The 24707-nt window shown below is 33.6% G+C and carries 16 protein-coding genes; 13 read left to right on the top strand and 3 right to left on the bottom strand.

All coding sequences use genetic code 11. The features are described 5' to 3' along the window. The first annotated feature begins 73 nt into the window (after positions 1-73). From EIG86_RS06285 to EIG86_RS06260, 6 genes are all read left to right on the top strand, one after another. Entirely contained in the window at positions 74-4735 is a 4662-nt protein-coding gene (locus tag EIG86_RS06285; RefSeq protein ID WP_127845314.1) for a T9SS type A sorting domain-containing protein, read from the top strand. A gap of 655 nt (positions 4736-5390) precedes the next feature. Continuing rightward, positions 5391-8198, top strand: a complete 2808-nt coding sequence (locus EIG86_RS06280; RefSeq protein WP_127845313.1) for a type I restriction endonuclease subunit R — start codon at positions 5391-5393, stop codon at positions 8196-8198. Between the two features lie 10 nt (positions 8199-8208). Continuing rightward, entirely contained in the window at positions 8209-9945 is a 1737-nt protein-coding gene (locus EIG86_RS06275; RefSeq protein ID WP_127845312.1) for a P-loop NTPase fold protein, read from the top strand. A gap of 9 nt (positions 9946-9954) precedes the next feature. Next, positions 9955-11466 (top strand): restriction endonuclease subunit S, encoded by a 1512-nt coding sequence (locus EIG86_RS06270; protein WP_127845311.1) that lies wholly within the window; start codon positions 9955-9957, stop codon positions 11464-11466. Between the two features lie 38 nt (positions 11467-11504). Then, positions 11505-12476, top strand: a complete 972-nt coding sequence (gene rhuM / locus EIG86_RS06265; RefSeq protein WP_127845310.1) for a virulence protein RhuM/Fic/DOC family protein — start codon at positions 11505-11507, stop codon at positions 12474-12476. A gap of 2 nt (positions 12477-12478) precedes the next feature. Continuing rightward, positions 12479-14002, top strand: coding sequence for a class I SAM-dependent DNA methyltransferase (locus EIG86_RS06260; RefSeq protein ID WP_127845309.1), 1524 nt, complete (start codon positions 12479-12481; stop codon positions 14000-14002). A 184-nt stretch (positions 14003-14186) separates the two neighbouring features. Here the strand turns inward: EIG86_RS06260 and EIG86_RS06255 are convergent, their stop codons facing one another. The 3 genes from EIG86_RS06255 to EIG86_RS06245 form a co-directional block, all read right to left on the bottom strand. Beyond that, entirely contained in the window at positions 14187-16031 is a 1845-nt protein-coding gene (locus EIG86_RS06255) for a PLP-dependent aminotransferase family protein (protein ID WP_127845308.1), read from the bottom strand. A gap of 203 nt (positions 16032-16234) precedes the next feature. Beyond that, positions 16235-16840, bottom strand: coding sequence for a DUF4136 domain-containing protein (locus EIG86_RS06250; RefSeq protein ID WP_127845307.1), 606 nt, complete (start codon positions 16838-16840; stop codon positions 16235-16237). Between the two features lie 237 nt (positions 16841-17077). Next, positions 17078-17620, bottom strand: coding sequence for a hypothetical protein (locus EIG86_RS06245; RefSeq protein ID WP_127845306.1), 543 nt, complete (start codon positions 17618-17620; stop codon positions 17078-17080). A 219-nt stretch (positions 17621-17839) separates the two neighbouring features. On the opposite strand from EIG86_RS06245, the gene EIG86_RS06240 reads away from it, so the two are divergent. The 7 genes from EIG86_RS06240 to EIG86_RS06210 form a co-directional block, all read left to right on the top strand. Continuing rightward, positions 17840-18445 carry a hypothetical protein gene (locus EIG86_RS06240; RefSeq protein ID WP_127845305.1) on the top strand — a complete coding sequence of 202 codons (606 nt, stop codon included), beginning with the start codon at positions 17840-17842 and terminating at the stop codon, positions 18443-18445. Between the two features lie 95 nt (positions 18446-18540). After that, complete coding sequence (locus tag EIG86_RS06235) at positions 18541-18786, top strand: hypothetical protein (protein WP_240032187.1); 246 nt, start codon at positions 18541-18543, stop codon at positions 18784-18786. Next, positions 18777-19094, top strand: a complete 318-nt coding sequence (locus tag EIG86_RS06230; RefSeq protein WP_127845304.1) for a type II toxin-antitoxin system RelE/ParE family toxin — start codon at positions 18777-18779, stop codon at positions 19092-19094. Before EIG86_RS06235 ends, EIG86_RS06230 begins: the two co-directional genes overlap by 10 nt. 156 nt (positions 19095-19250) lie before the next feature. Further along, complete coding sequence (locus tag EIG86_RS06225; RefSeq protein ID WP_127845303.1) at positions 19251-19877, top strand: hypothetical protein; 627 nt, start codon at positions 19251-19253, stop codon at positions 19875-19877. A gap of 332 nt (positions 19878-20209) precedes the next feature. Continuing rightward, the gene (gene guaA, locus EIG86_RS06220) at positions 20210-21739 is read left to right on the top strand and encodes a glutamine-hydrolyzing GMP synthase (protein WP_127845302.1); all 1530 of its coding nucleotides are present in this window, start codon (positions 20210-20212) and stop codon (positions 21737-21739) included. A gap of 2 nt (positions 21740-21741) precedes the next feature. Beyond that, positions 21742-23670, top strand: a complete 1929-nt coding sequence (locus EIG86_RS06215) for an amino acid ABC transporter substrate-binding protein (protein WP_240032186.1) — start codon at positions 21742-21744, stop codon at positions 23668-23670. 149 nt (positions 23671-23819) lie between these two features. After that, positions 23820-24707, top strand: an 888-nt coding sequence (locus EIG86_RS06210; RefSeq protein WP_157983113.1) for a T9SS type A sorting domain-containing protein, incomplete at its 3' end; no start/stop codon positions are given.

The following is a 24707-nucleotide window of genomic DNA, read 5'->3' as shown; positions in this document are numbered from 1 at the left end:
TTTTAACCTTTTTTATGAATTATTGGTGGTTTAAGTCTTTATTTTCGGAAAAAACGATATAATTTTTAGAGTTATGAAAAAATGCATTCGCCGATTCATTAAAGCTGTTTTTCAAAAAAAACAGCTTAGTTTGTTAGTTTTTATTTCTTTCTTTAGCCTTAATCTTGTGGCTCAGCAACAGGGAGATTACAGATCTGTAATTGGAAATAATCAAAGTTTCGCTAGTACCTCTACTTGGCAAATCTATAATAATGGAAATTGGATAGCTGCTCCGAATCCACCTTTTTCGGGTCAACAAACCAATATTACCATTCGCAACGGAAGCGATGTGACTTATACCACTACTGGTGATGGTTTCTTTGAATTGTTAGGAACATTGACAATCAATGGTGATTTTACAGTAAATATAAATACCAATTCAAACACTCAGTTTGCCGCAAGAACGGACAGGTTTGTAATAAATTCAGGTGGTCAATTTCTTACAGATTTTGGAAATAACCCACAACTTTCTGTAGAAATTTTGGATGAATTTATCGTCAATGGTGGCCAATTTATTTACGTTGATGGTGGAAGCAATTCTGCAATTTATTTCGACGTTTATGGAGATGCTTTTATCAATGGAGGTTTAACGATTAATCAATCTAATGGTAGTTTAAATAATTCTGGATTATATCTACGGGGTTCTTCTCCACAAACTTTAGGAGTCAGCTCGCAAGTGTCTAGTCTAGCCAGAGAGCGGTTTTTTATCCAGACTGGTTCAACCAATCAAATTACGGTAGAATATACTGGAAGTATCGCTCAGAATTCAGTCTTTGGAAGCAGTAGTATTATTAGGTCTGGATTTACTGGCGTGCAAAACCGAACTACGAATATCAATTTTACAGTAAATAATTCCTCAAATTCTGGAGTGACTTTAAGTCGAAATCAAACCGTTACAGGTATTTTGAAAATTTTAGATGGTAGCTTAAATCTGGGAGGAAATGCACTTAATATTTCTACTGGCGCTACAATTGAACGTTCTGGTGGGACACTACAAACTTCGCCTAACTTCGGAACGAGTCTGAATTTACTTTATAGTCAACATAATAGCCAAATTACTATGGGGAATGAAGTTCCATCTTCAAACATCATCAATAATTTTACAATTTCAAATACCAATGGCGTCAAAGCTGATCGTGATTTTACCATTAATGGGGTTTTAGACTTAGCGGCGGATAATCCAAATGCTGATATTGGCTTATTAGAATTGGTCAATGATTATACAGGTTATGCACAAACTGCTTATGGAAGTACGAATTTTGCAGATAGTACCCAAGATTTTAATGATTTAGATTCGTGGGTGTTGACTATGGGAAGTTCAGCATCGACAACGGGAAGCGGAGATGTCACGGGTAAAATTAGAAGAACTGGTTTACAAAATAATGTGACTTATGACTTCGGTAATGAAAATACACGTCTTATCTTTAATTCTGTTGGAGGTAGCGCTATACCAACAGCAGTAACGATGCTAGTCTCTAGAGGTCAATATGGTGAACACATCGATAATACTGGAGGTATTGAAATCAACGGAACTACAGCAAACCGAAGTGCAGTCCAACGTTTATATCAAATTAGGCGAGAAGGCGGGTCAGCACAATCTAGATTTACTGTTCGTTTTGCCTATCAGGATGAAGACCTGAATGCCAATCCCGAAGGAGATTTAATCACATGGGATCACCACTTGCCATATAGCGGGGTGACGCCTCATGAGCACGGTAGCACCAATACAAGTAGTTCAGAAAACTGGGTAGAGTTGAGTAACCACTCTGTCTTCTACTTAGCTGAAAATAACGATACTAATTTTACTAAATATTGGATGCTCTCAGAAAAAGAAAGCGAAGGCGATTTTGTTTGGATAGGTGCTGTTAACAACACACCATCTAGCAATGAAAACTGGAATGTATTGTCCAATTGGAATGGAGGACGGGTACCTGATGAAACGGCAAATGTATCTATTCCCGATGCAACCAATTATGCCTTTGAACCCACAATCAATACCAATAGTGGCTATTCACAATCTGGATCTACAGATGTTACAGCTGGAGAGGTGAGAATGAGAACCTTGGAAGTTTCTAACAACGCAACTTTCAATCTTGAAGGTGCTTCCCAGATTTACCTTTATGGCGGCCCAAATGAAGGTGGCGGCGGAATCAATTTCGGTACGCTGGACGTCAACGGAACCATCAATCCTGGTCAAAGCACGATATATTTGTTAGATGATGCCACGGCGTCTACCGCAACGATTTCTGGAACAACTTCGCTTTATAACTTAGTGGTTTCCGATAATGCAAACCTTGAAATGCAATCGGGTACAGAATTAGAAATTCTAAATAATTTCAACCTTAACAATGGCGCAACAGTTGATGCATCAACCAACCCCAATACAATTATTTATGCCGGAACTGATCAAACAGTCACCGAAATCGGAGGATATTACAGCTTGAATTTATCATCTACTGGAACAACAGTCTTATCGAATACATTAGATATTTATGGGGATTTAACGGTCAATCAGAGTTCAGGCTTGAATTTATCTGCAGTTGACCTTAACTTTTTAGGAAGTAATCAAAATATTTTCTCCGATATCTTATCAAATTTGAATTTAGCAACTGTAAATGTTGACAATACTGGAGAAGTGATTTCCAATATTGACAATTTACAGGTGAATGCTCTGAATTTAATTAATGGTAATTTAGAGGTGAATGCCTTACAGAATTTAATCCTGAGCAATCAGCTGAGTGCAAGCAATGGACATTTAGATGGAGCAGGCACAATAGAATTTATTGGACCAACGACAATTCAATCCGGACTTTTTGAAAATGATTTACACCAAGGCAATTTAACCTTAAACAATGATGCTAATTTCAGTATTCCTGACGGCTTTGAAGTTCAAGGTAATTTAAATCTTACCGAAGGTGATTTGCCGTTAGGTTCGCAAACGTTAAAATTAGGCGGAAACATTACCAAAACTAACGGTATTATCGATGCCACTAACGCTACAATTGATTTTGTAGGCGTGACAGATCAAAATATAGATCAACTTTCTTTTGTGAATAATACAATCAATAGAGTGGTCAATTCTGGTCTGGGCGGACCAAATTTGAGTAACGAAATGAATGTAACGGATTTACTTCAGTTGAACTCAGGAACTTTTAAATCCAATGGGTTTTTAGTTTTAAAGTCTAATTCCACAGAAACTGCTTTTGTAGATACAGTCGGTTCTAACGCTTCCATTACAGGTGAAGTGATGGTGGAACGCTATATTCCACCGCAACGTGCATTTCGCTTTTTTGCTTCACCAGTAAACACTTCTGGAACAATTCGAGAAAATTGGCAAGAAGGTGGAAATAATACGCCTGGTTTGGGAACTCATATTACTGGTAGTGGAGGCAGTACAAATGGTTTTGATGACACCGCAACCAATAATCCTTCATTATTAATATTTAATAATTCTACCGAAGCTTACGAAATTGTCACCAATACAAATATCAATACATTAGAGGTTGGTGATGGTTATTATATACTAATTCGTGGAGATCGAACTATAGATTTAACCCAAGCGTCTCCACCAGCAACGCCAACAGTGATAAGAACCAAAGGGACTTTGTACACTGGGAATTTTGCAATCAATGCCAGTAATCTTTCTACGGAAGAAGGCGGCAATTTCAATTTAATAGGAAATCCATACCAATCGCCAGTAGATATGACGGGTGTGCTGAATGCTTCGCAATCTTCTAACCTAAACACCAATTATTTCTGGGTTTGGGATACTGGTGTCAACAACAAAGGCGGTTTTGTCGCTATAGACTTGTCCGATGGTAGCAACAATAATGTAAGTAGCAATGCTGACCAATACTTGCAAGCTTCACAATCTGTGTTTATTCAAACCGACCAAGCCGATCCGAATGACAACCTTACTGCATTAAATTTCTCTGAAGCAGATAAAGCTGTCAATCAGTTGAATAATGAAATTTACAGCAATACAGACAATTCATCTGTTTCCAAAATTCAAATTGATTTGTTTGACGCAAATCAAAACATCAATGATGATAATGCATTAGATGGTACAGTAATCAAGTTTGGCGACCAATTCACCAATTTAGCAGACTTAACAGACGCAACTAAATTTTTTATGGAGTCTGAAGAGTTAGCTAGTCGAGCAGAGGGAGAACGCTTTAGTATTCAAAGTCGAGCTATTCCTGAAGACGGAGAACAAATAGATTTAGACATTACAAATTATCAAAGTTTGAACTATGCCTTGAGGATTGATGTGCCAGAATTTGAAAATGTTGACGTTGTTTTAAAAGACAACTATAGTGGCACAGAAACTCTATTGGAGTCAGATTCGGATTATATCCATTATTACACAATAGATGCAGAAGGCGCTGATATCAGCGATCGTTTTGAAATTCTTTTCAATGAGACTTTAAGTACAGAGACACCAAATCTGGATGCTGATGTACGACTTTATCCAAACCCGAGTCATGGTAATTTCACCATCACTTTGCCTGATACTTATTCGGAAATAAAAGTGACTATTCATTCAGCCTTAGGTCAAAAGTTATATGAAGACGCACACAAGGTAGAGAATCAGCAACTAAAAATGAATTTAGAAGGTTTGCTGAAAAGTGGAATTTACTTTGCACGCCTAAAAGTTGATGAAAAAATAATTGTTAAAAAAATAATGATAAAATAATAAACATGAGAACCAAAATATTAGATAGATTGATTAAGATAGCGGCCGTGGGATGCTTTTTTATTGGATCGAATGTATTGGCTTATTAACCCCCATTGCCTCCTTTTGAAGATGTTCAAGATCCAGAAGCACCGATAGATACCAACATTTTTGTGTTGCTTCTACTTGGTTTGAGTTTAGGACTTTGGTATTTTTGGAAACAAAAACAAAGTGCTTGATTCTGTCCTAGACATATGAAGTATTAAAGGTTTAATATAATGTTCAACCGTCTCAAATTCTGAGGCGGTTTTTTTATGTGTTTACTGCTTTACAAATCAGTACATTATAAATACTAAAGATTAACTCTACAAGACTTCTTTAATTAATGTACAAAACTTTAAAATTTGATGTACATAATTAAATTAAACAATGTACACAATTATACATTTTCTCCTATTGTAAATTTATTTATTCTGCTTGTAAGTTTTTGTTTGTCTTAATGTCGTTTTTTAATGCTTCTCATTTTTTATCTGAAACTTAAACTTACTTAAATTTTTTATTTTTTGCAGTTCGTTGAATACAATTTGCGTTTTTTGTACATTTAAAAACTTTTACAATTTATCAATGAAAAGTTTCTAAAAGTAACTTGCTTTATAGACAATAAGTATACGTGAGAATGAATGCCAATCAAAATCCTGAACAAATAGCTCGTGATAAAATCGATAAGATGCTTATTGAAGCAGGCTGGGAAGTTCAGTCAAAGAGTAAAGTTGATTTAAATGCAAAAAAAGGGGTTGCAGTAAGGGAATATCAAACTGATGTTGGACCAGCTGACTATGTGCTTTTTGTAAACAAGAAGCCTGTTGGTATAATTGAAGCCAAGAGAGAAGATGAAGGTCATAGATTAACAGTCGTAGAAGACCAATCTACAAATTATGCAAACGCGAAATTAAAATACTTAAATAATGACCCGCTGCCTTTTGTTTATGAAAGCACTGGCACTATAACTCGTTTTACTGATTATAGAGACCCAAAACCTAGGGGAAGGGCAGTGTTTTGGTTTCATAAGCCAGAAACAATTGGAGAATGGCTAAAAAAAGGGAAAAGCCTAAGAGAGAGGTTGCTCTCAATGCCTGACTTGAATGAAACTGGATTAAGACCTGCTCAAATAGTTGCTATAAATAACCTTGAACATTCTTTCAAGAAAAACAGACCCAAAGCTTTGATTCAAATGGCTACTGGAGCTGGGAAAACATTTACTGCTGCCACTTTTGTATATAGATTACTGAAGCATGCTGATGCTAAACGAATCTTGTTTTTGGTAGATACAAAAAATTTAGGTGAGCAGGCAGAACAAGAATTTATGACTTTTCAGCCTAATGATGATAACAGGAAATTTACTGAATTATACAACGTACAGCGATTAACTTCAAGTTATATAGCTTCTGATAGCCAAGTCTCTATTTCTACCATACAACGCCTGTATTCTATCTTAAAAGGAGAAGAACTGGAAGAAAGTGCTGAACAAGATAATCCTAATGAGAGTAGTTGGCTGAAAAGTAAAATGTCTGAAAAGAAAGCTTTTCCTGTGGACTATACGCCAAGAGTGCCTATTGAACAATTTGATTTTATTGTTATAGATGAAGCTCACCGTTCCATTTATAATTTATGGAAACAAGTCTTAGATTATTTTGATGCGTTCCTTATAGGATTAACCGCTACTCCTGATAAAAGAACTTTTGGCTTCTTCAATGAAAATGTAGTGAGCCAATACACTTATGAAGAATCTGTAACTGATGGGGTAAATGTACCCTACGATGTTTATACGATTGAAACTGAAATTTCACAGAAGGGAGAGACTGTGAAAGCAGGCTGGTTTGTAGATAGGAGGGATAAGCTGACTAGAAAGAAGAGGTGGCAGCAAGAAGATGAAGACACTGAATATAAGCGCAATGATTTAGATAAAAAAGTAGTCAACCCTAGTCAGATTAGAAACATTATTCGTGAATACAAAAGAGCTTTAAAAACCACAATTTTCCCTAATCGAAGTGATGAAAATGGTGACTATGAAGTGCCAAAAACTTTAGTCTTTGCCAAAACCGATAGTCATGCAGATGATATCATAAAAATCATCCGTGAAGAATTTGATGAAGGCAATGATTTCTGTAAAAAAGTAACCTATAAAATTGAAGAAGACCCTAAGTCGGTCCTAAATCGATTTAGAAATTCTTATCATCCACGTATAGCGGTGACAGTAGATATGATTGCTACAGGAACTGACGTGAAGCCTTTAGAGGTTCTACTTTTTATGCGTGATGTGAAAAGTGTCAACTACTTCGAGCAGATGAAAGGTAGGGGAACTAGAACTATAAATAAAGATTCACTACAATTGGTATCCCGAACGGCAAATAGTAAAACACACTTTGTTATTGTAGATGCTGTAGGCGCTACCAAATCGAAGAAAACAGATAGTAGACCCCTAGAACGTAAACCAAGTGTGGCGATGAAGGATTTACTTGGCGCCATTACAATGGGTGTGGCAGAAGAAGATTTGTTCATGTCTTTAGCTAACCGATTGATACGCCTAGAAAAGCAAATCACAGATAAAGAGAAAGATAAAATACTAGAGTTTTCTAAGGGTAAAAACCTAAAACAAATCACAAAAGAGCTCATCACAGCTTTTGACCAGGACGCCATTAATGATAAAGCTCAACCTGAAATTGATAAAATACCCATTGAGGACAGAACACCAGCATTGGTTGAAGAAACCAAAAAGAAAGCTCAGGAAGAATTAATAAATGAAGCAAGCAAAACTTTTAATGGTGAGTTTAATGATTACTTAGAGAACGTAAGAAAAGAGCATGACCAAATCATTGATAGCATCAATATAGACACGGTGATTAAAAGTGAATGGGACACCAATTCTGTAGATAAAGCCAAAGCAATAGTTAAAGATTTTAATGCGTATTTAGAAGCTAATAAAGACGAAATTAAAGCTCTAAGCATCTTTTATAATCAACCTTATAACAGAAGGGAAATCACTTTCAAAATGATTAAAGAGGTGATGGAAAAGATGAAATTAGAAAAACCTTTGTTATCACCAGATTATGTTTGGGATGCTTATTCTCAACTTGAAGAGGTGAAAAGCAAACAACCTAAAGATGAGCTTACTGCTCTAGTATCACTGATAAGAAGGGCATGTGGGATAGACAGTAATTTAGTAGCTTTTGATAAAACCATTGATGAAAATTTTAAAAACTGGATTTTTAAACAAAATGCAGGAAAGCATAATAGATTTGATAAAGAACAAATGCAATGGTTACGTATGATTAAGGACCATATTGTGAGTAGTTATCATTTAGAACTAGAGGATTTGGACTATACCCCATTTGATAATCAAGGTGGCAGAGGTAAAATGTATCAACTCTTCGGAAATGAAATGGATAATGTAATTAATGAATTAAACGAAGTATTAGTGGCTTAAATACTACTTTATGAAAAGAAATTTAATTTTTGATGAAACAAATAGTAGCCAATCTATGTCCTTTAATGAGGAAGTACCTTTCATTAAAATTCTACACTTAAACATATTCAAAGATAGAGAGGAAGTAGAAATAGATAATGATGTAATTTCTGCTAAACTTAAGTTCATCTCAATTACTTCACAGGGCGAATATAACTTAGAGTTTAAAAAGGCTAAAACAGGTTATAAACTTAATAGCAACTTCCCTGAATTAAAAAACAATCATACAGTTTCACTAAGCTTTGACTTTTCTGACTTTAAAGGTTATGAATTAGAGTTGGTCTATGAAGATATTGATTACAAACTTCCAAGTGAAGCATATAAAGAATTTGATGACCATATAAAAAATAAATTCAACAGAAAAATATTTTTATCTGCACCTTTTGGGAAAGGTAAATCTACATTTCTAAACAATTTTTTTGAAAATAAAAAAAATGAATATGAGGTGTTTAAAGTATTTCCTGTTAATTATTCAATTGCTTCTAATAAAGATATTTTTAGGTATATAAAAGTCGATGTATTACTTCAGCTAATTTCTAAAGGGGTAACCTTTGATAAAGAAGAATTCTCTAACTCACTTCTTGCACAACAATTTGCCATTAATAATCCAGTATCAATAATAAAGTCATTATTGAAAATAGGTTTCTCTTTAAATAAAGAGACAGCCCCACTTACAAAGGTAGTAGATGAAGTGGAAGACTTGTTTCAAAAATTTGAAGCTTTCGAAAGCAATATTCAAATTGATGATTTTGAAAAGACTAAGAATTATATAGAATATTTATATGAAGAAGAAGGCTCTATATTTGAAGATGATTTTCATACCCAACTCATAAGGCAATTTGTTGAACAATTAGAGGTTGAAAATGAGAAAGAAACGGTATTAATTATTGATGATTTAGACCGTATGGACCCTGAACACATTTTCAGGATTCTTAATGTGATATCTGCCCATTACGATTCTTATACATTGGAAGACAATAAGGAATTCAATAATAAGTTTGGTTTTGATAAAATTATTTTGGTAGCCGATATTAATAATTTAAAGTCTATTTATGAACATCGTTTTGGTAAGAATGCTGACTTTGATGGATATATCAATAAGTTCTACAGTAACAGCATTTTTAAATTTGACAGTAATAAAGTTGGTCAAGTTTTATTACAACAACTTTACGATAAATACAGAGATAGATACAATAACAACGATTACTATAGGTCTTTAAAATTAATGTCTTTGTTTAATAATTTAGAGATTTTATCACTGAGGCAAATAATTAAGCTAAATAATAATTTTAGTTTTAGACAGCTTTCTAATGACCTAAATAAAAACTTTGAGAAGTCTAGATACTTTAGACTTGGTCTTTATACGCCTATATTAGATTATCTCTTGGATTTTTATCATACAAAAGAAAACTTCATAAAAATCATAGATATAAATCTAAGGAACTCGAGAGTACAACTTAATGAATCGATAGAATTCATTTGTAAAAACTTACTTGCTTCAATAACTTCAACTTTTGATGAAAAAATTGGAAGCTATACTTTAGGAGAATCAAAACTAGAGTTTAAACATGTTCATAGCGCATTTGCAGAAGGATTCATGGCTGAGGAAATTAAAGTATTAATTAACGATGATACAAAAGAAGAATTTAAAGGCTTTACAAGAGATGATTTGTGTGATTTATTAATTGAAAACATTAAGCTTTTATAAAAGATATAAATGAAACAAGATTGGATTGAATGTACTTTACAAGAAGCTTTTGAAACAGTAACTGGTAATACACCACCGAAAAAAGAAAAAGAAAACTATGGAGATGAAATACCTTTCATAAAACCACCACAAATTGAAAATAATACAATAATAACATCCTTAGAGTATTTAAGCTTAAAAGGGAAAGAGAAAGCAAGAATTTTACCTATTAACTCGGTACTTGTAACATGTATAGGAAACTTAGGCAGGGTTGGTTTAAATAAAAAAGAAGTTGCTTTTAATCAACAAATAAATGCTATCAAGCCAGTTTCAGGAATTGAAGCAAAATTTACTTTCTATCAAGCCCAATCTATTTATTTTCGAAATCAATTAGAAAAGTTGAGCACCTCTACGACAGTTTCATTAGTTAATAAAACTAGTTTTAATTCTATTAGATTCAAAATTGCACCCCTCACCATCCAAAAAGCCATAGTCAAAAAAATAGAAGCCTTATTTTCAGATTTAGACCAAGGCATAGCCGACCTTAAAAAAGCACAAGAGCAACTCAAAATTTATAGACAAGCGGTGTTGAAAAAAGCGTTTGAGGGGGAATTGACTAAAGAATGGCGAGAGAAACAAACTAACTTACCTTCTGCTGATGAATTGTTAGAACAGATAAAAGTAGAACGTCAAAAGTATTACGAAGAGCAAATTGAAGATTGGAAAAAGGCTTTAAAGAATTGGGAGAAGATTGTGGATGAAGGAAAAAAGCCCGCAAAACCACAAAAAATTAAACAGTTTAATGGAATATCAGAAGATGATTATTGTAAGCTACCAAAACTACCTTCGAGTTGGGATTGGGAAAAATTTGGAAATGTTTGTCTTAAAATAATGGATGGAACTCATTTTTCGCCAAAAAATATAGAAAATGGTGATTTTAAATATATCACAGCTAAAAATATAAAAGAAGGAAGAATTGATTTAAAAAATCTTTCTTACGTAACAAAAGAAGACCATTTAGCAATATATGCTAGATGTGACGTGAAAAAAGGTGATATTCTGTACATAAAAGATGGCGCTACTACAGGCAGAGCTGCAATTAATAATTTTGACGAAGAATTTTCACTATTGTCTAGCGTAGGTGTATTTAGAACTTCACATAATCTAATACTTCCAAAATTTTTAGAACATTATTTAAACGCACAGATAACAAGAAATAGAATGCTCAGCAATATCGCTGGAGTTGCAATCACAAGGCTAACACTTGTAAAACTTAATAACTCTGTATTTATCATTTGTTCACCAGAAGAACAACATCAAATCGTCAAAGAAATAGAATCCCGTTTATCGGTTTGTGATGCTGTAGAGCAGAACATCAGCGAGAGTTTAGAAAAAGCCAAAGCCTTACGCCAGAGTATTCTCAAAAAAGCTTTTGAAGGAAAACTACTAAGTGAAGAAGAAATAGCTCAATGCAAAGCTCAGCCCGATTATGAGCCAGCAAGTGTATTGTTGGAAAAAATAAAAAAAGAGAAAAAGAAGTAGCAACTTGTGCAAAAATTGCAATAGTTGGAAAAAAATAGATGGATAAACAAAACCAAATAGAGATTTACAAAGCCAATGATGGTACTACTCAAATTAACGTACAATTTGAGCAGGATACGGTTTGGCTTACTCAAGCACAAATGGCAGAACTTTTTGAGACTACACCTCAAAATATTACAATGCATCTAAAAAGTGTGTACAAAGACCAAGAATTGGATGAAAAAGCAACTTGTAAGGATTTCTTACAAGTTCGAAAAGAAGGAACAAGAACCGTAAAACGAAAGCAGTTACACTATAACTTGGATTCCATAATCTCGGTGGGTTACCGTGTAAAATCTAAACGTGCAACACAATTTCGTATCTGGGCAAATCGTGTTTTACAAGACTATTTGGTAAAAGGATATGCCGTTAACGAAAAACGTTTGGCGCAAAAAGAACAAGAAGTTCAGCTACTAAAAAGTGGCATTCAAATCTTAAGCAGAGCCATTGAAGAGAAAGCAGCAGATAATGAATGGCTAACAAAATTTTCTAAAGGTTTAAGTTTGTTAGATGATTACGACCACGAACAACTAGACACGCAAGGACTCACAACCGAAGAAGCCAAATACCCAAGTTTAGACGATTATGAAAAGTTAATTCGTCAAATGCTCACCGAATTTGACACTGATGTATTTGGCAAAGAAAAAGACAAAAGTTTTCAAAGTTCTATTGCCCAAATTACAAAAGGATTCGGAGAAAATGATTTTTATCCAACATTAGAAGAAAAAGCAACAATGCTTTTGTATTTAGTGGTAAAAAACCATTCGTTTGTTGATGGTAATAAACGTATAGCAGCCGCTTGTTTTCTTAAATTCTTACAGCAAAATAATATGCTTTACAACTCACAAAACCAACCTATAATTAGTAATGATACACTAGCGAGTTTAACCCTTTTTATAGCTTCAAGCAAACCAGAAGAAATGGAAATCGTAAAACGGTTAGTAATTAGCGTATTAAATAGAAATAAATAAAGATGACAGACTCAACAATAATATCAAAAATATGGAACCTTGCCAGCGTACTACGTGATGATGGTGTAGGTTATGGAGATTACTTAGAGCAAATTACTTATTTGCTGTTCCTTAAGATGGCAGATGAACTCAACAAGCCACCATACAATAAGGGCTTAGAGTTTCCTAAGCTAAAAGATGTAGAAGGTAATGAAGTAGAAGACGCAGAAGTTGCTAATTGGGAGACGCTGTCAAGCAAACGTGGAGCAGAGCTAGAATCTTTTTATGTTCAATTACTAAGGACTTTATCCACAGAAAAAGGAACATTAGGGCAGATTTTTACCAAAAGTCAAAATAAAATTCAAGACCCTGCCAAGCTTTTAAAAGTCATCAATCTTATAGACAAAGAAGATTGGTCAATGATGGGAGCAGATATTAAGGGGAAAATTTACGAAGGGCTTCTGGAGAAAAATGCAGAAGATACCAAGAGTGGAGCAGGACAATACTTTACGCCTAGGGCGTTAATAAGAACAATGGTAGCCTGTGTTCAGCCTAAACCTTTAAAAACCATATCAGACCCTGCATGTGGTACGGGTGGTTTCTTTTTAGCAGCTTATGACTGGATAGTAGAGAACCACAGCCTAGACCGAGAAGAAAAAGAATTCATTAAAAACAAAACTTTTTACGGCAATGAAATAGTTGCTAACACCCGTAGAATGTGCCTAATGAATATGTATTTACATAACATTGGAGAAATTGATGGAGAATCATTTATTAGTCCAAATGATGCTCTTGTATCAGATGATGGTACTCGATATGATTACGTACTAGCTAATCCACCATTTGGAAAGAAAAGCACCATGACTTCTACGAATGAACAGGGTGATGTTGAAAAAGAAGATTTAAGTTATAATCGTCAGGACTTTTGGGAGACGACTTCTAATAAGCAGCTGAACTTTTTACAGCACATTAAAACACAATTAAAAATTAATGGCGAAGCAGCTGTTGTTCTTCCTGATAATGTATTGTTTGAAGGTGGTGCTGGTGAGGAAGTGAGAAAGCAATTATTAAAAACTACAAACTTACATACCATACTTAGACTACCTACTGGAATTTTTTATGCACAAGGCGTAAAAGCTAATGTGTTGTTTTTTACCAATAAGGCAGCAAGTAAAGAGGCTTGGACTAAAGAAATATGGTTTTATGATTACAGAACAAACGTACATCATACGCCAAAGAAAAGCCCAATGCGTGAGGAGCATTTGAAAGAATTCGTAGAGCTCTATAATGGGAAAAATATTGACAAAAGGGAAGAAACTTGGAGTGAAGATAATCAGGATGGGAGATGGAAAAAATATACTTACGACGAAGTCATTGCAAGAGATAAGACAAGTTTGGACATATTTTGGTTGAGAGATAAAAGCTTAACTGATTTAGAAAATTTACCTGACCCTGACATTTTAGCCAATGAGATTATGGAAAACTTAGAATCTGGATTAAATAGCTTCAGAGGTATTGTAGAAGCTATAAGCAGTAATGAAGAATAGTTTATTTGTTGGGTAATTTGAGCTTTGAAAATATAGAGGGGATTTTAAAAAAGTTACAGAGTTATTTTAAACTCTATATTATAAAATCCCATTTATCGATTTAATCGTTCAGCCACTGAAATAGCCTCAATGGTAAAATCTAGTTATAAATCCAAATTCATGAAATACTAAACCTCCTCAACAATCAAAGCTGATTGACAAAATCTAAAAACACTGCTTTGTGCCGTTCCAAATCCAAATTGGGCGAGACGGAGACACGTGCGATATAATCTTTGTCTTCTTCTTTGGTTGTGCCTTGTGTAGAAGTTGCAGGAATGGTCCAGTAACAACCCTTTAGCTGTCCGTAACTCACGCAATGTTTGCTTTCTTCAGGAATTTCTGAAATCATCATTGTTATGAGTTTCTGATTCAAAGCTCTTTTGTAAGTTTCCCGTTCCTCCGCAGTATTTCCTTTGGTTGGGAGGTCAAGTGAAAAGACGGAAGGCGTAAATCCTTGTTCAACCACTTCATCTGGGACAAAATTGATTTTAGCTTCGGGTAATTTTTCTTTGATAAAATCAACGAATTCTAGGGTGTTTTTATAAGCATCTTTGATTCTTTGATTCATCGAAGGCAATTGCTTTGCTAGAATTTCAACTTGAAGATCAGTGGCTTCATTGTCACAGAGTTGAAAATGCTTTTCTATAGTAGGCATCAAATTTTCAGCTTTTTCATTGGCAACACAATAGCCAGTCGTGCATTTTCCACCACTTGGAAATTTTGAACCGCTCACGTATGAAATTGTGCGGATGGAAGAGAATATGCCATCTTTGCTTAAAAATTGAACATTAGGACAGAAGGTTTGGTCTAGAATAAAAACTGGGTCAATTGCCTGATTGCCTGATGGCGTTTGTCGAGTTCGACTCAAGACGGCTCTTAAATCTTCTAAATTTGGAACTTCCACTCTTGGATTGGTTGGGATCTCAGCAATGATATAAGGCACAGCATCCATTTTGGCAACTTGGTCTAAAACCAAATCGGTACTTTGCACCATATCATGATCTCCATCAACGGGTAAATCTAAAATATCTACACCATCAACTGCTGCGGCAACTCGTCTGGCTTGGTCGTTGGTTCCGCCATAACAATTGGGAGGAACAACAATTTTGATGCTTTTGCCAGGATGTTTTGCTTTGGCATCGTCGATCAGTCCCATCATTATGGCATACTGAACAGACAATCCACAGGATCCTAATAGTACTTTTGATTGTGTATCGGTAATTTTTTGAACCGAATTGACAACACTTGTTTTATTTGTTTCTTTATTTTCCTTAGCTTTTGCAGAAGGTGTTTTACCGATTAGACGCTGCAAGGCAGAAAAAGAATCTGCTGGTGTCATAGCGATAGTTTCTCTTCTTCGCACATGTTGAATTTCTGAAATATAGTGGTCATTATCTTCACTATTTGATATAATTATGCTACCAAGCTTTGGGTAAATATTTACTAAGAAATCAACTGACTGTGGAACTTCAGTTTTTCCGATTTCATTGTTTTGTGAAATGAAAATACGGCTTCCATCAAATTCAGGAATATCATCATTATTACTAATTTTTTTCAATTCAAAATTATAGCCATAAACATGTCTGAGGGTTTCAGAATCAAAAAAATCTGGTAATTTTTCAGTATAAACAATTTGAGTATTTTTATTCTTGAATTTATTTTGCCTCAGCACGGCTAAAATAGGCATTGTTTGTGATGAAAAACTTATAACTTGTTCTGCTTTCAAGCCATGTAAGTGTGCAATAGCCCATTCCAGAACTGAGGATAAAGGATGGCCTAACCTGATATAATCATAAGCTGTAGGAAGTTGGCTTAGTTTTGAAGTTTCTGAAGTTTGATTCTTATACAAATTTTCAAGTGCTTCCAAAAATTCAGTTTTGGCTAAACTCTCGTTATAAATATCCAGTCTGTGAGTGGTTAGCTTTAGCCAATCGGTAGGTACGTTGTCTAAAATATCTTCTACAAACTTAAGTATTCTTTGATTTTGCATCCTTTTTGATTTTTTGAAATTTCAAAATTAAAGATTTATATGGGGTAAACGAGTTGTCTTAACAAGATGTTTTGTCTATAACCTGATTTATGGAGAATGTTAAATGTATTGAATAGAATATCATAAAAAAAAATCGGATTCACTTTGGTGAAGCGAATCCGATTCTAAAAAAATATTTTAAAACTTATTTTATTTAAAATCTACTATTCATTCAATGGATAATTTTTGAATATATCATTGATTGCGTCAATCACGGCTTCAGTTTTAGTTTGATTCAAAATAGGTTCAGAGGTTCTTCCTTTCCAAACTGATTGTTTGGTTTTTCTGTCAATTAAATCAACAACGACTGTACCTTCTTCGTAGGAATACGTGTCGGTTGTATAACCAATAACGCCTCCTGGATAATACCAATTGTGCCATCCTCTATAATAAAAAGATTGGTAGAAAGGACTTATTGGAGTTGCGGCAACTGCATTTCCGTAGGGAAATCTTGCATATACAGGTTCATTTTTTCTTTTGACAGCGAGATCTGTAGACACACTCACAAGAACTAAAAGATCTGGATTATCTCTATCTAAAGTATAGCCAGATTCTTTCATTTCATCATTTATGGTTTCAATCATGAAACTGTTGAGATAATCATTTTCATTTGGTAGATTTTTCATCTCTAATGATGCATTTGGTAGATAAGCGTAAGTGTCGTACTTACTTAAATCTGCTTTGTTGGGTCTCACCGTTTTTACGCTTGAACCGCAGCTTATTAGTAATATGCCTAAAATAGTCGGTATAATTATTTTTAAAAACTTCATAAATATATGTTTTTCTATTAGTGATTTTCATAAATCTAAAAGTATTCAATGAAAATAATGGGTTCAAAAAACAATTTAAAATGAGTTTAACAGAGGTGATTATATCTTAATAAAATTTAAGACCAACTTAGAAATTGCAAGTTTTTTTCATCAAACTTTAAACTTTCTTATAAAAATCTAGAAAATAAATTCTTCATGATAAAAACTACAGATTGAAAAATTAATTGTTTTTATGGATCATTCAATTTCAAAACTTAACTGAAGGCTGTTTTCCAATTCCAAACCATCAGAGGTTTTGATTTCAAAAGTGAAATCATAAACCTCTTCAGAGAATTCCAATCTTTCTATGAAAGCATCTTCAAAATAAATTGTGAACCCAGCAGAATTATCTATATAATTAAGATCTTCCAAATTAATTAGATTCGAATTTTCTTCAATAACTTGCCCATCTAATAAGAATGATTTATTGGTATAAAGCTTTAAAGTTGAAAAGTCTAAAGCATTGTCAAAAGATTCTCCACAGCTTGTCGCGTAAGCTGAAGTCATCAAGTCTAAATTCAAAATTGAGCCGACCACTCTGGTGTCAAGAATGACTTCTAAAATAAATTCGCCAGTAATAGTTCCTGAAGATTCTGTAAAAGTTTCATCGGTTTCAATATTGTAAGCTGTAAAAGTGCCACTGCCTATAATTTTGTAATTTGTTTCACAACAAGCAGTAGTGATTATTGACAATACTAAAAATGCCAAATAAATTTTAAAACTCTTATTTAATGTTTTCATTTTATGGTTTATAAAGCCTTTAAGTTCATGTGCTTAAAGCTTTGTAAATTAAATCCTTTTTTCGATTCAAAAATTGAATTGAAGGTTAAATAATTGAAATGTATCTCATATATTTTACTTGGATTTATATATATTTGATAACACTAACTTTTTAAACCTATGAAAAAAAGTATTGTTCTCGTATTATTAGGCTTTCTATTTTTGTGTTGTTCTCCAAAAATGAGATATTTCAATGAAAACAATGTAGAAATAAGTAAAGCCAAGTTCGAAGAAAAACTTTCTGGCAAATCCTTTGTTAAAATCTCTGGAGATTCTTTACATCATAAAAAACTTATTTTTCGAGAAAAATTAGGGAAACTAACCAATAAGCCTAAATTTGAAGCTTTATTATCTAAAGCAACTGGACGAGAAATTGACTCCGACAAACCTATAGTTATTTTGTATTATCCTGGTGAAGATTATTGTAACAATAGTGGTGGGGGAAGTTCTTATAGGAAAAGGGTGAAAATACATCACGATAAGTTTAAAGAGGATTTATATAAATTAGCAGAAGTAAAACCGTTTTATATCTATAAAGACAATAAGGGTTTGGATAAATATGGTGACTTACTTAATTGGAAAAAAGACCCTGAGGGTACAATTGAAAGATTATTTTTTGAACGCCATTATCCATGTTCTAGCTTCGTTGTAGTTTCAAAAGATGGTTATTATATCAGTTATTTTGGTGAATTTTGGTTTGCTTCTGTTTTGAAAGCAACTCAAATATTAGAAAGTTCAAGTAAATTGACTAATCTGGAAACATATAAAAGCCCGATAGAAAATTAATGTTTTTTGTTTTAAATATAAGTTGGTAACAAGCTATGAAAACGAAAACACAATAAATTTGAAAGTTATAATTTGTATATTTGGAGAAATAATTGATGATGAATATAGAAGAGCGTAAAATCGAATTTGTTCAGGAGTTCTTTAAACTTCAAAGTGAAAAAGCCATTTCAAAATTTGAAAAGTTATTAAAAAAAGAAAAGGAACACTCTTCACTCGAAAACCTTGAACCAATGACTTCTGTTGAATTAAACGCTAGAATTGATAAGTCGCTTCAAGATTCAAAAAATGGGAAGTTGACAGAAGCAAATCATTTACTTGCAGAAATTGACAAATGGAATTAAAAATCTATTGGACAGACTTCGCTAAGACTGAGTTGAAAAAGATTTTTAAACATTTAAAAGAAAATGCAAGTTTGAGAGTTGCAAAAAATGAAAATAAAAAAATAGTTCAATCAACATTAAGATTAATAAATCAGCCTGAGATTGGACAAATAGAGCCAATGTTGTTTGAAAGAGAAATTGAATTTAGATATTTACTTCATCAAACTTACAAAATACTTTATTGGATAAATTCTGAACAAAACAGAGTTGAAATAATGGATATTTTTGAAACCCATCAACAACCTGAAAAGATAAATAGAACGAAATAAAGCCAGTTGCCATCACTGCATATCGCTCATTGTGGAGTTCCGGTTGAAATTGGAGCTTCAGGATTTTCTGAAAGTTAAAACATGAATTGAAAAATAATAGCTAATTTTCTCGTAACGAACCAATAGCGGGACAGTTGACACTCAATTTTTAAACTTATGAAAAAAAGTATTGTTTTTATATTATTAGGCTTTCTATTTTTGTGTTGTTCTCCAAAGATCAGATATTTCAATGAAAACAATGTAGAAATAAGTAAAGCCAAGTTCGAAGAAATCCGTTCGACGAATGCCTTACTTGACATTCCTGGAGATTCTACACACCATAGAAAGCTTACATTACGAGAAAAACGTGGTAAACTAACCAATAAACCAAAATTAGAAGCTTTATTATCAAAGGCTACAGAACGTGAAATTGATCCTAATAAACCAATAGCGATTATCTATTATCCAGGGAAAGATCGCTGTAACAGTACTGGTTCTGCAACTAAAGAAAAAATTAGAAAAAAAAATGAACGTTTTATAGAGAATATGAATATTTTAGCTGGAATAAAACCCATCCATATTTACAAAGACAAGAAAGGCTTGGATAAATATGAAGGCAGTGTAGATTGGGTCAAAGACCCTGAAGGCATCGTTGAAAAATTATTTTTTGAATACCATTATCCGTGTTATAGTTTCGTTGTAATTTCAAAAAATGGATATTACATCAGTTATTTTGGTGAATTTGGCTCAACATATGTATTAAGAGTAACTGAAACTATATTAAATTTCGATAAATCAAATTAAATAATTAGATAAGTATTTTACTATTTTAATTGACTTATTAAAAAAAATCAAATCATTTACGTCAATATCGATGAAGTAAATTAAATCGAAAAGCCTTTTTATTTGTCTCAAGCTTCAAGTATAGCTTCTCCGTAGTTTAAGCATAGCTCAAGTATAGCTAATGTATCAAAACAAAACAGGTCAAAAAGCGAAAAAAGCGACGAAAAGCGAAAAAAACGAATTTTTTTAAATTCATAAGTCAGTCCTAGAATAGCAATTTTACTAAAATAAAAGTCAACTAAAAAAAAATGCAGATTCACTTCCCATTAATCTGCAAATTTTTACTTTTGCTTATGCAAAAAAACGTACTCATACTCGACTTTGGATCGCAATACACACAGCTGATAGCTAGACGTGTGAGAGAATTGAACATCTACTGCGAAATTCACCCTTTTAACAAATTACCAGACGACATCAGCCTTTTTAAAGCTGTTATTTTATCTGGTAGTCCATTTTCTGTTAGACATCCAGAAGCGCCAAAACCAGATCTCAGCCAAATCAAAGGTAAACTTCCTTTATTGGGCGTTTGTTTTGGTGCGCAATACATGGCGCAACATTTTGGCGGAGAAGTGGCAGGTTCAAACACCAGAGAATTTGGACGCGCCAATTTGTCTTTTATCAAAGATCAGGAGTTGTTGTTCGATGAGGTTTTGGAACAATCTCAAGTATGGATGTCACATAGTGACAGCATCAAAAGCTTACCGAATAATGCAGTAAGAATCGCTAGTACAAATGATGTGCTCAATGCGGCTTATCGAATTGAAGGCGAACCGACTTATGGCATTCAATTTCACCCAGAAGTTTACCATTCTACAGACGGAAAACAAATCTTAGAAAACTTCCTAGTCAAAATTGCTGAAGTTCCGCAAAGCTGGACGCCATCTGCATTTGTAGATATGACGGTGGACGAGTTGAAAACCACAGTTGGCAATTCAAAAGTAATTTTAGGTTTGAGTGGTGGCGTAGATTCTACCGTTGCAGCAACTTTATTACACCAAGCCATCGGCAAGAATTTACATTGCATTTTTGTGAATAATGGTTTGTTGCGTAAAAATGAATTTGAAGCGGTTTTGCATCAATATAAAGATATGGGTCTGAATGTGAAAGGTGTAGATGCTACAGATAGATTTATGTCTGCACTTCACGGTATTACTGATCCGGAGCAAAAAAGAAAAGCTATCGGCAATGCGTTTATAGAAGTTTTCGACGATGAAGCTTCTCAAGTTGAAGATGCCACATTTTTGGCGCAGGGCACGATTTATCCAGACGTAATCGAATCGATTTCTGTCAACGGGCCATCAGCAACAATAAAATCACATCACAACGTGGGCGGTTTACCAGATTTTATGAAACTGAAAGTAGTGGAGCCTTTGCGAATGCTTTTTAAAGATGAAGTGAGGCGAGTAGGCGCAGAACTTGGCATCGATTCTAAATTACTAGGTCGACATCCGTTTCCTGGTCCTGGATTGGCCATTCGCATTTTAGGCGAGGTCAACAGAGAAAAAGTTAGTATATTGCAAGAGGTCGATGCTATTTTTATCGATGCTTTGAGAGAATGGGAACTTTACGATCGCGTTTGGCAAGCTGGTGCTATTTTGCTTCCGGTAGATTCTGTTGGCGTGATGGGCGACGAACGAACTTACGAGAAAGTTGTGGCGCTTCGTGCTGTAGAATCTACAGACGGAATGACGGCAGACTGGGTAGATTTGCCCTACAAATTTCTTCAAAAAGTATCAAATACAATAATAAATAGAGTGAAAGGTGTGAATAGAGTAGTGTACGATATCAGTTCAAAACCACCGGCAACTATAGAATGGGAATAATTATGAAATATCTTTTAATATTTGTTTTCAATTTGATGCTTTTTGGCAATCTAAATGCCCAAGAATTTATTAGTCATAAAGTCGAAAAGAATGAAAGTCTGAAATCTTTAGCTAGACAATACAATACATCAGTATTAACTCTAAAAAAGTTAAATCCAAATATTGATGATTTCAACGAGATTGAGAGCCAAAATGTATTAGTGCCTCAAAACCAGAATTTTGAATTCAGCCCATCTTTGGAATTGCGGGCTTATGAAGTCAGTCCCAAAGAAACACTTTATAGTATTTCTAGAAAATACAACCTTAAAGTGAAAGACTTGGTCAAGTACAATCCGTATTTGGCAGACCGTGAACTCAATATGAATGATGTTCTGCGCATTCCCGTCTATAAAGTTGATAATGAGGATTTGGACTTTAACCAAAGTGTAAAAAATTCTCAATTCAGCACTTTGATGCATTTGGTTTTGCCGAAAGAAACTAAATACGGAATTTCTAAAAAATACGGACTCAGCATCAGCGAGTTGGAAAACCTGAATCCTGGTATTGAAGAAGAAGAAATTCAGCCTGGACAGTTTTTGAAAATTCAAAGAAAAAGTTATGCTCAAAAAGAATTACCAAAAGCTAAAAATAAAGATTATAAGTTTTTGGAATTGAAATCTTCAAGTTCTTTAAAATCAATTTTGGATGAGTATGAAGTAACTAAAGAAGAATTGTTTGAGGTGAATCCATCTCTTAAAAACGAAGGAGTTAGTGATGGTTTAGTAATTAAAATTCCACAGTTTGAAGATGCTTCAAAAACAGAATATAAAAAACTCAATCTAGAAGAAGAATTACAATATTTTAGCACTAAAACCATTGGCTTGATGTTACCATTCTCAATGGATAAATTTCGGAATGATACCATAAATCCTGAAAAACTTATTAAAAAGGATAAATTGCTTCAAATATCTTTAGACTTTTATGAAGGTGTACAAATGGCAATAGATTCTGCAAGGGCTAAAAATATAAACGTCAATTTGAAAGTGTTCGACACCAAGCGAAACCCAAATCGTGTCCAAAAAATTATAGAACATGACTTTAGTAACTATGATGCTGTCGTCGGTCCTTTGCTAGATGAAAATCTTAAAATCGTATCTTCAGCTTTACTAAAAGATAGTATCCCAGTCATCACGCCTTTGGTCAATCCTGATTTTGAATTTTATAACCTTTTCAAAACTTTACCAGAACCGTCGGCAATGCAGGAAGCATTGATTTCCTATATCAATTCAACTAAAGATTCTGTCAATCTAATTGTCTTGGCAGACAGTTTGTCTCAAAATATTGAGCGTAAATATGCCTATACTTTTCCAGATGCCAAATTTGTTGAGCAGGAAGATGGAGAATATTTACAAAAATCTGACCTGAAACCGCACTTGGTGAAAGACAAAACCAATTGGTTTATTTTAGAAACTGAAAGTCTTGGTATTGCTGAGTCTGCAGTCTCTTTCTTAAAATCTTTTCAACGTGATGATTATAAAGTGCGATTGTTCACTTCAAATCGTAGCAGTTTTTATGAAGATGAAATTTCCAATTATTATTTAAGTGATTTGAATTTCACCTTTCCATCAGTGTCCAAATTTTATTTAGATATCGACGAAGGTAATTTCAGTACCAACTATAAAAATGAACATGGTTATTACCCAAACCGATATGTGATTCGTGGTTTTGATGTGATGTATGATTTACTTTTAAGATTGGCTTCTTCAGAAAATTTATACGAATCCACAATATTTAATGGATACACAGAGTATTTTGAAAATAAATTTCATTATACCCAAAATGAATTTAGTATTGGTTATAGCAATGATGCTATTTATTTAATACAATATTTGAAAAATCTCGACACAGCACTAATCGATTTAGAAAGTATTTTGAAAGCTGCTGCTGAATAAAAAATCTTACAGAAATAATTCAATCAACCCTTTAAAGCAATGTTTTAGAGGGTTTTTTATTTAACACATGGTTGGATATACATTTTGTTATTAATTCCTTTATTTTTAAATATTTTAATTAACTTTATAAGGTAATAAAACCAAAACCAATGAAAACAACTTTACTTCCTTTTTGTTTATGTCTAATGTGTTTGCATTTTGGCTATTCCCAAACTACAAATATCCCCGATGAGGGTTTTGAACAAGCATTAATCGACCTAGGGATCGATAGCGACGGCACCGTCAACGGGCAAGTTCTCACCGCTGATATTGAAACAATAACAGAGTTAGATCTTTCAACCCAAGTTTATAGTTCGAACGATTTAGACATCACGGGTATTTCAGGTTTTACAGCACTCGAAATCTTAAATTTATATGGACAACCAATTTATTGGGTATCTGGAGAAAATGAAGACATTCTCAATTCAAATTTGAATCTGAGGGAAATTTACTTGAATAACCAATCTGTAGATGTAGGTCCTTTTATTTACATTGAAAGTTTAGATTTAAGTAATTTGGAACATTTAGAATATGTTGACTTAGGAAATGTTTATATCAATTCGATTACATTAGATAATTCGAGTTATAATTATGAAAATTTGACATTAAATTTATTTATTGATTACGATTTAGAACATAATTTTTGCATTCAAGTGTCTGACCCTGAAGCGGCAAGCAATAACGAAGCACCTTACAATACCTGGTCGATATATCACGAAGATTTTTATACAAACTATAGTTTTACTTCAAATTGCAACCTAAATACTGAGGATTTCCAAAATTTAAACTCAATCTCTGTATATCCCAATCCAGTGCAAAGTGAGTTGAATTTTGAGAATCCGAAACAAATCAATTTAGACGAAGTTCAAATTTTCAATATGAAAGGTCAGTTGGTGAAATCCTTTACAAACATCAAAAACAGCATTAATTTAGATAATTTGAATCAAGGCGTGTATTTTGTGAAAGTGAAGAGTGAATTAGCCACTGAAACTTTTAAG

The organism is Psychroflexus aestuariivivens (genome assembly GCF_004010055.1).
Taxonomy (GTDB): Bacteria; Bacteroidota; Bacteroidia; order Flavobacteriales; family Flavobacteriaceae; genus Psychroflexus; species Psychroflexus aestuariivivens.
Note: the sequence above shows the minus strand (reverse complement) of the source record. Positions and strands in the feature narration are given on the sequence as shown.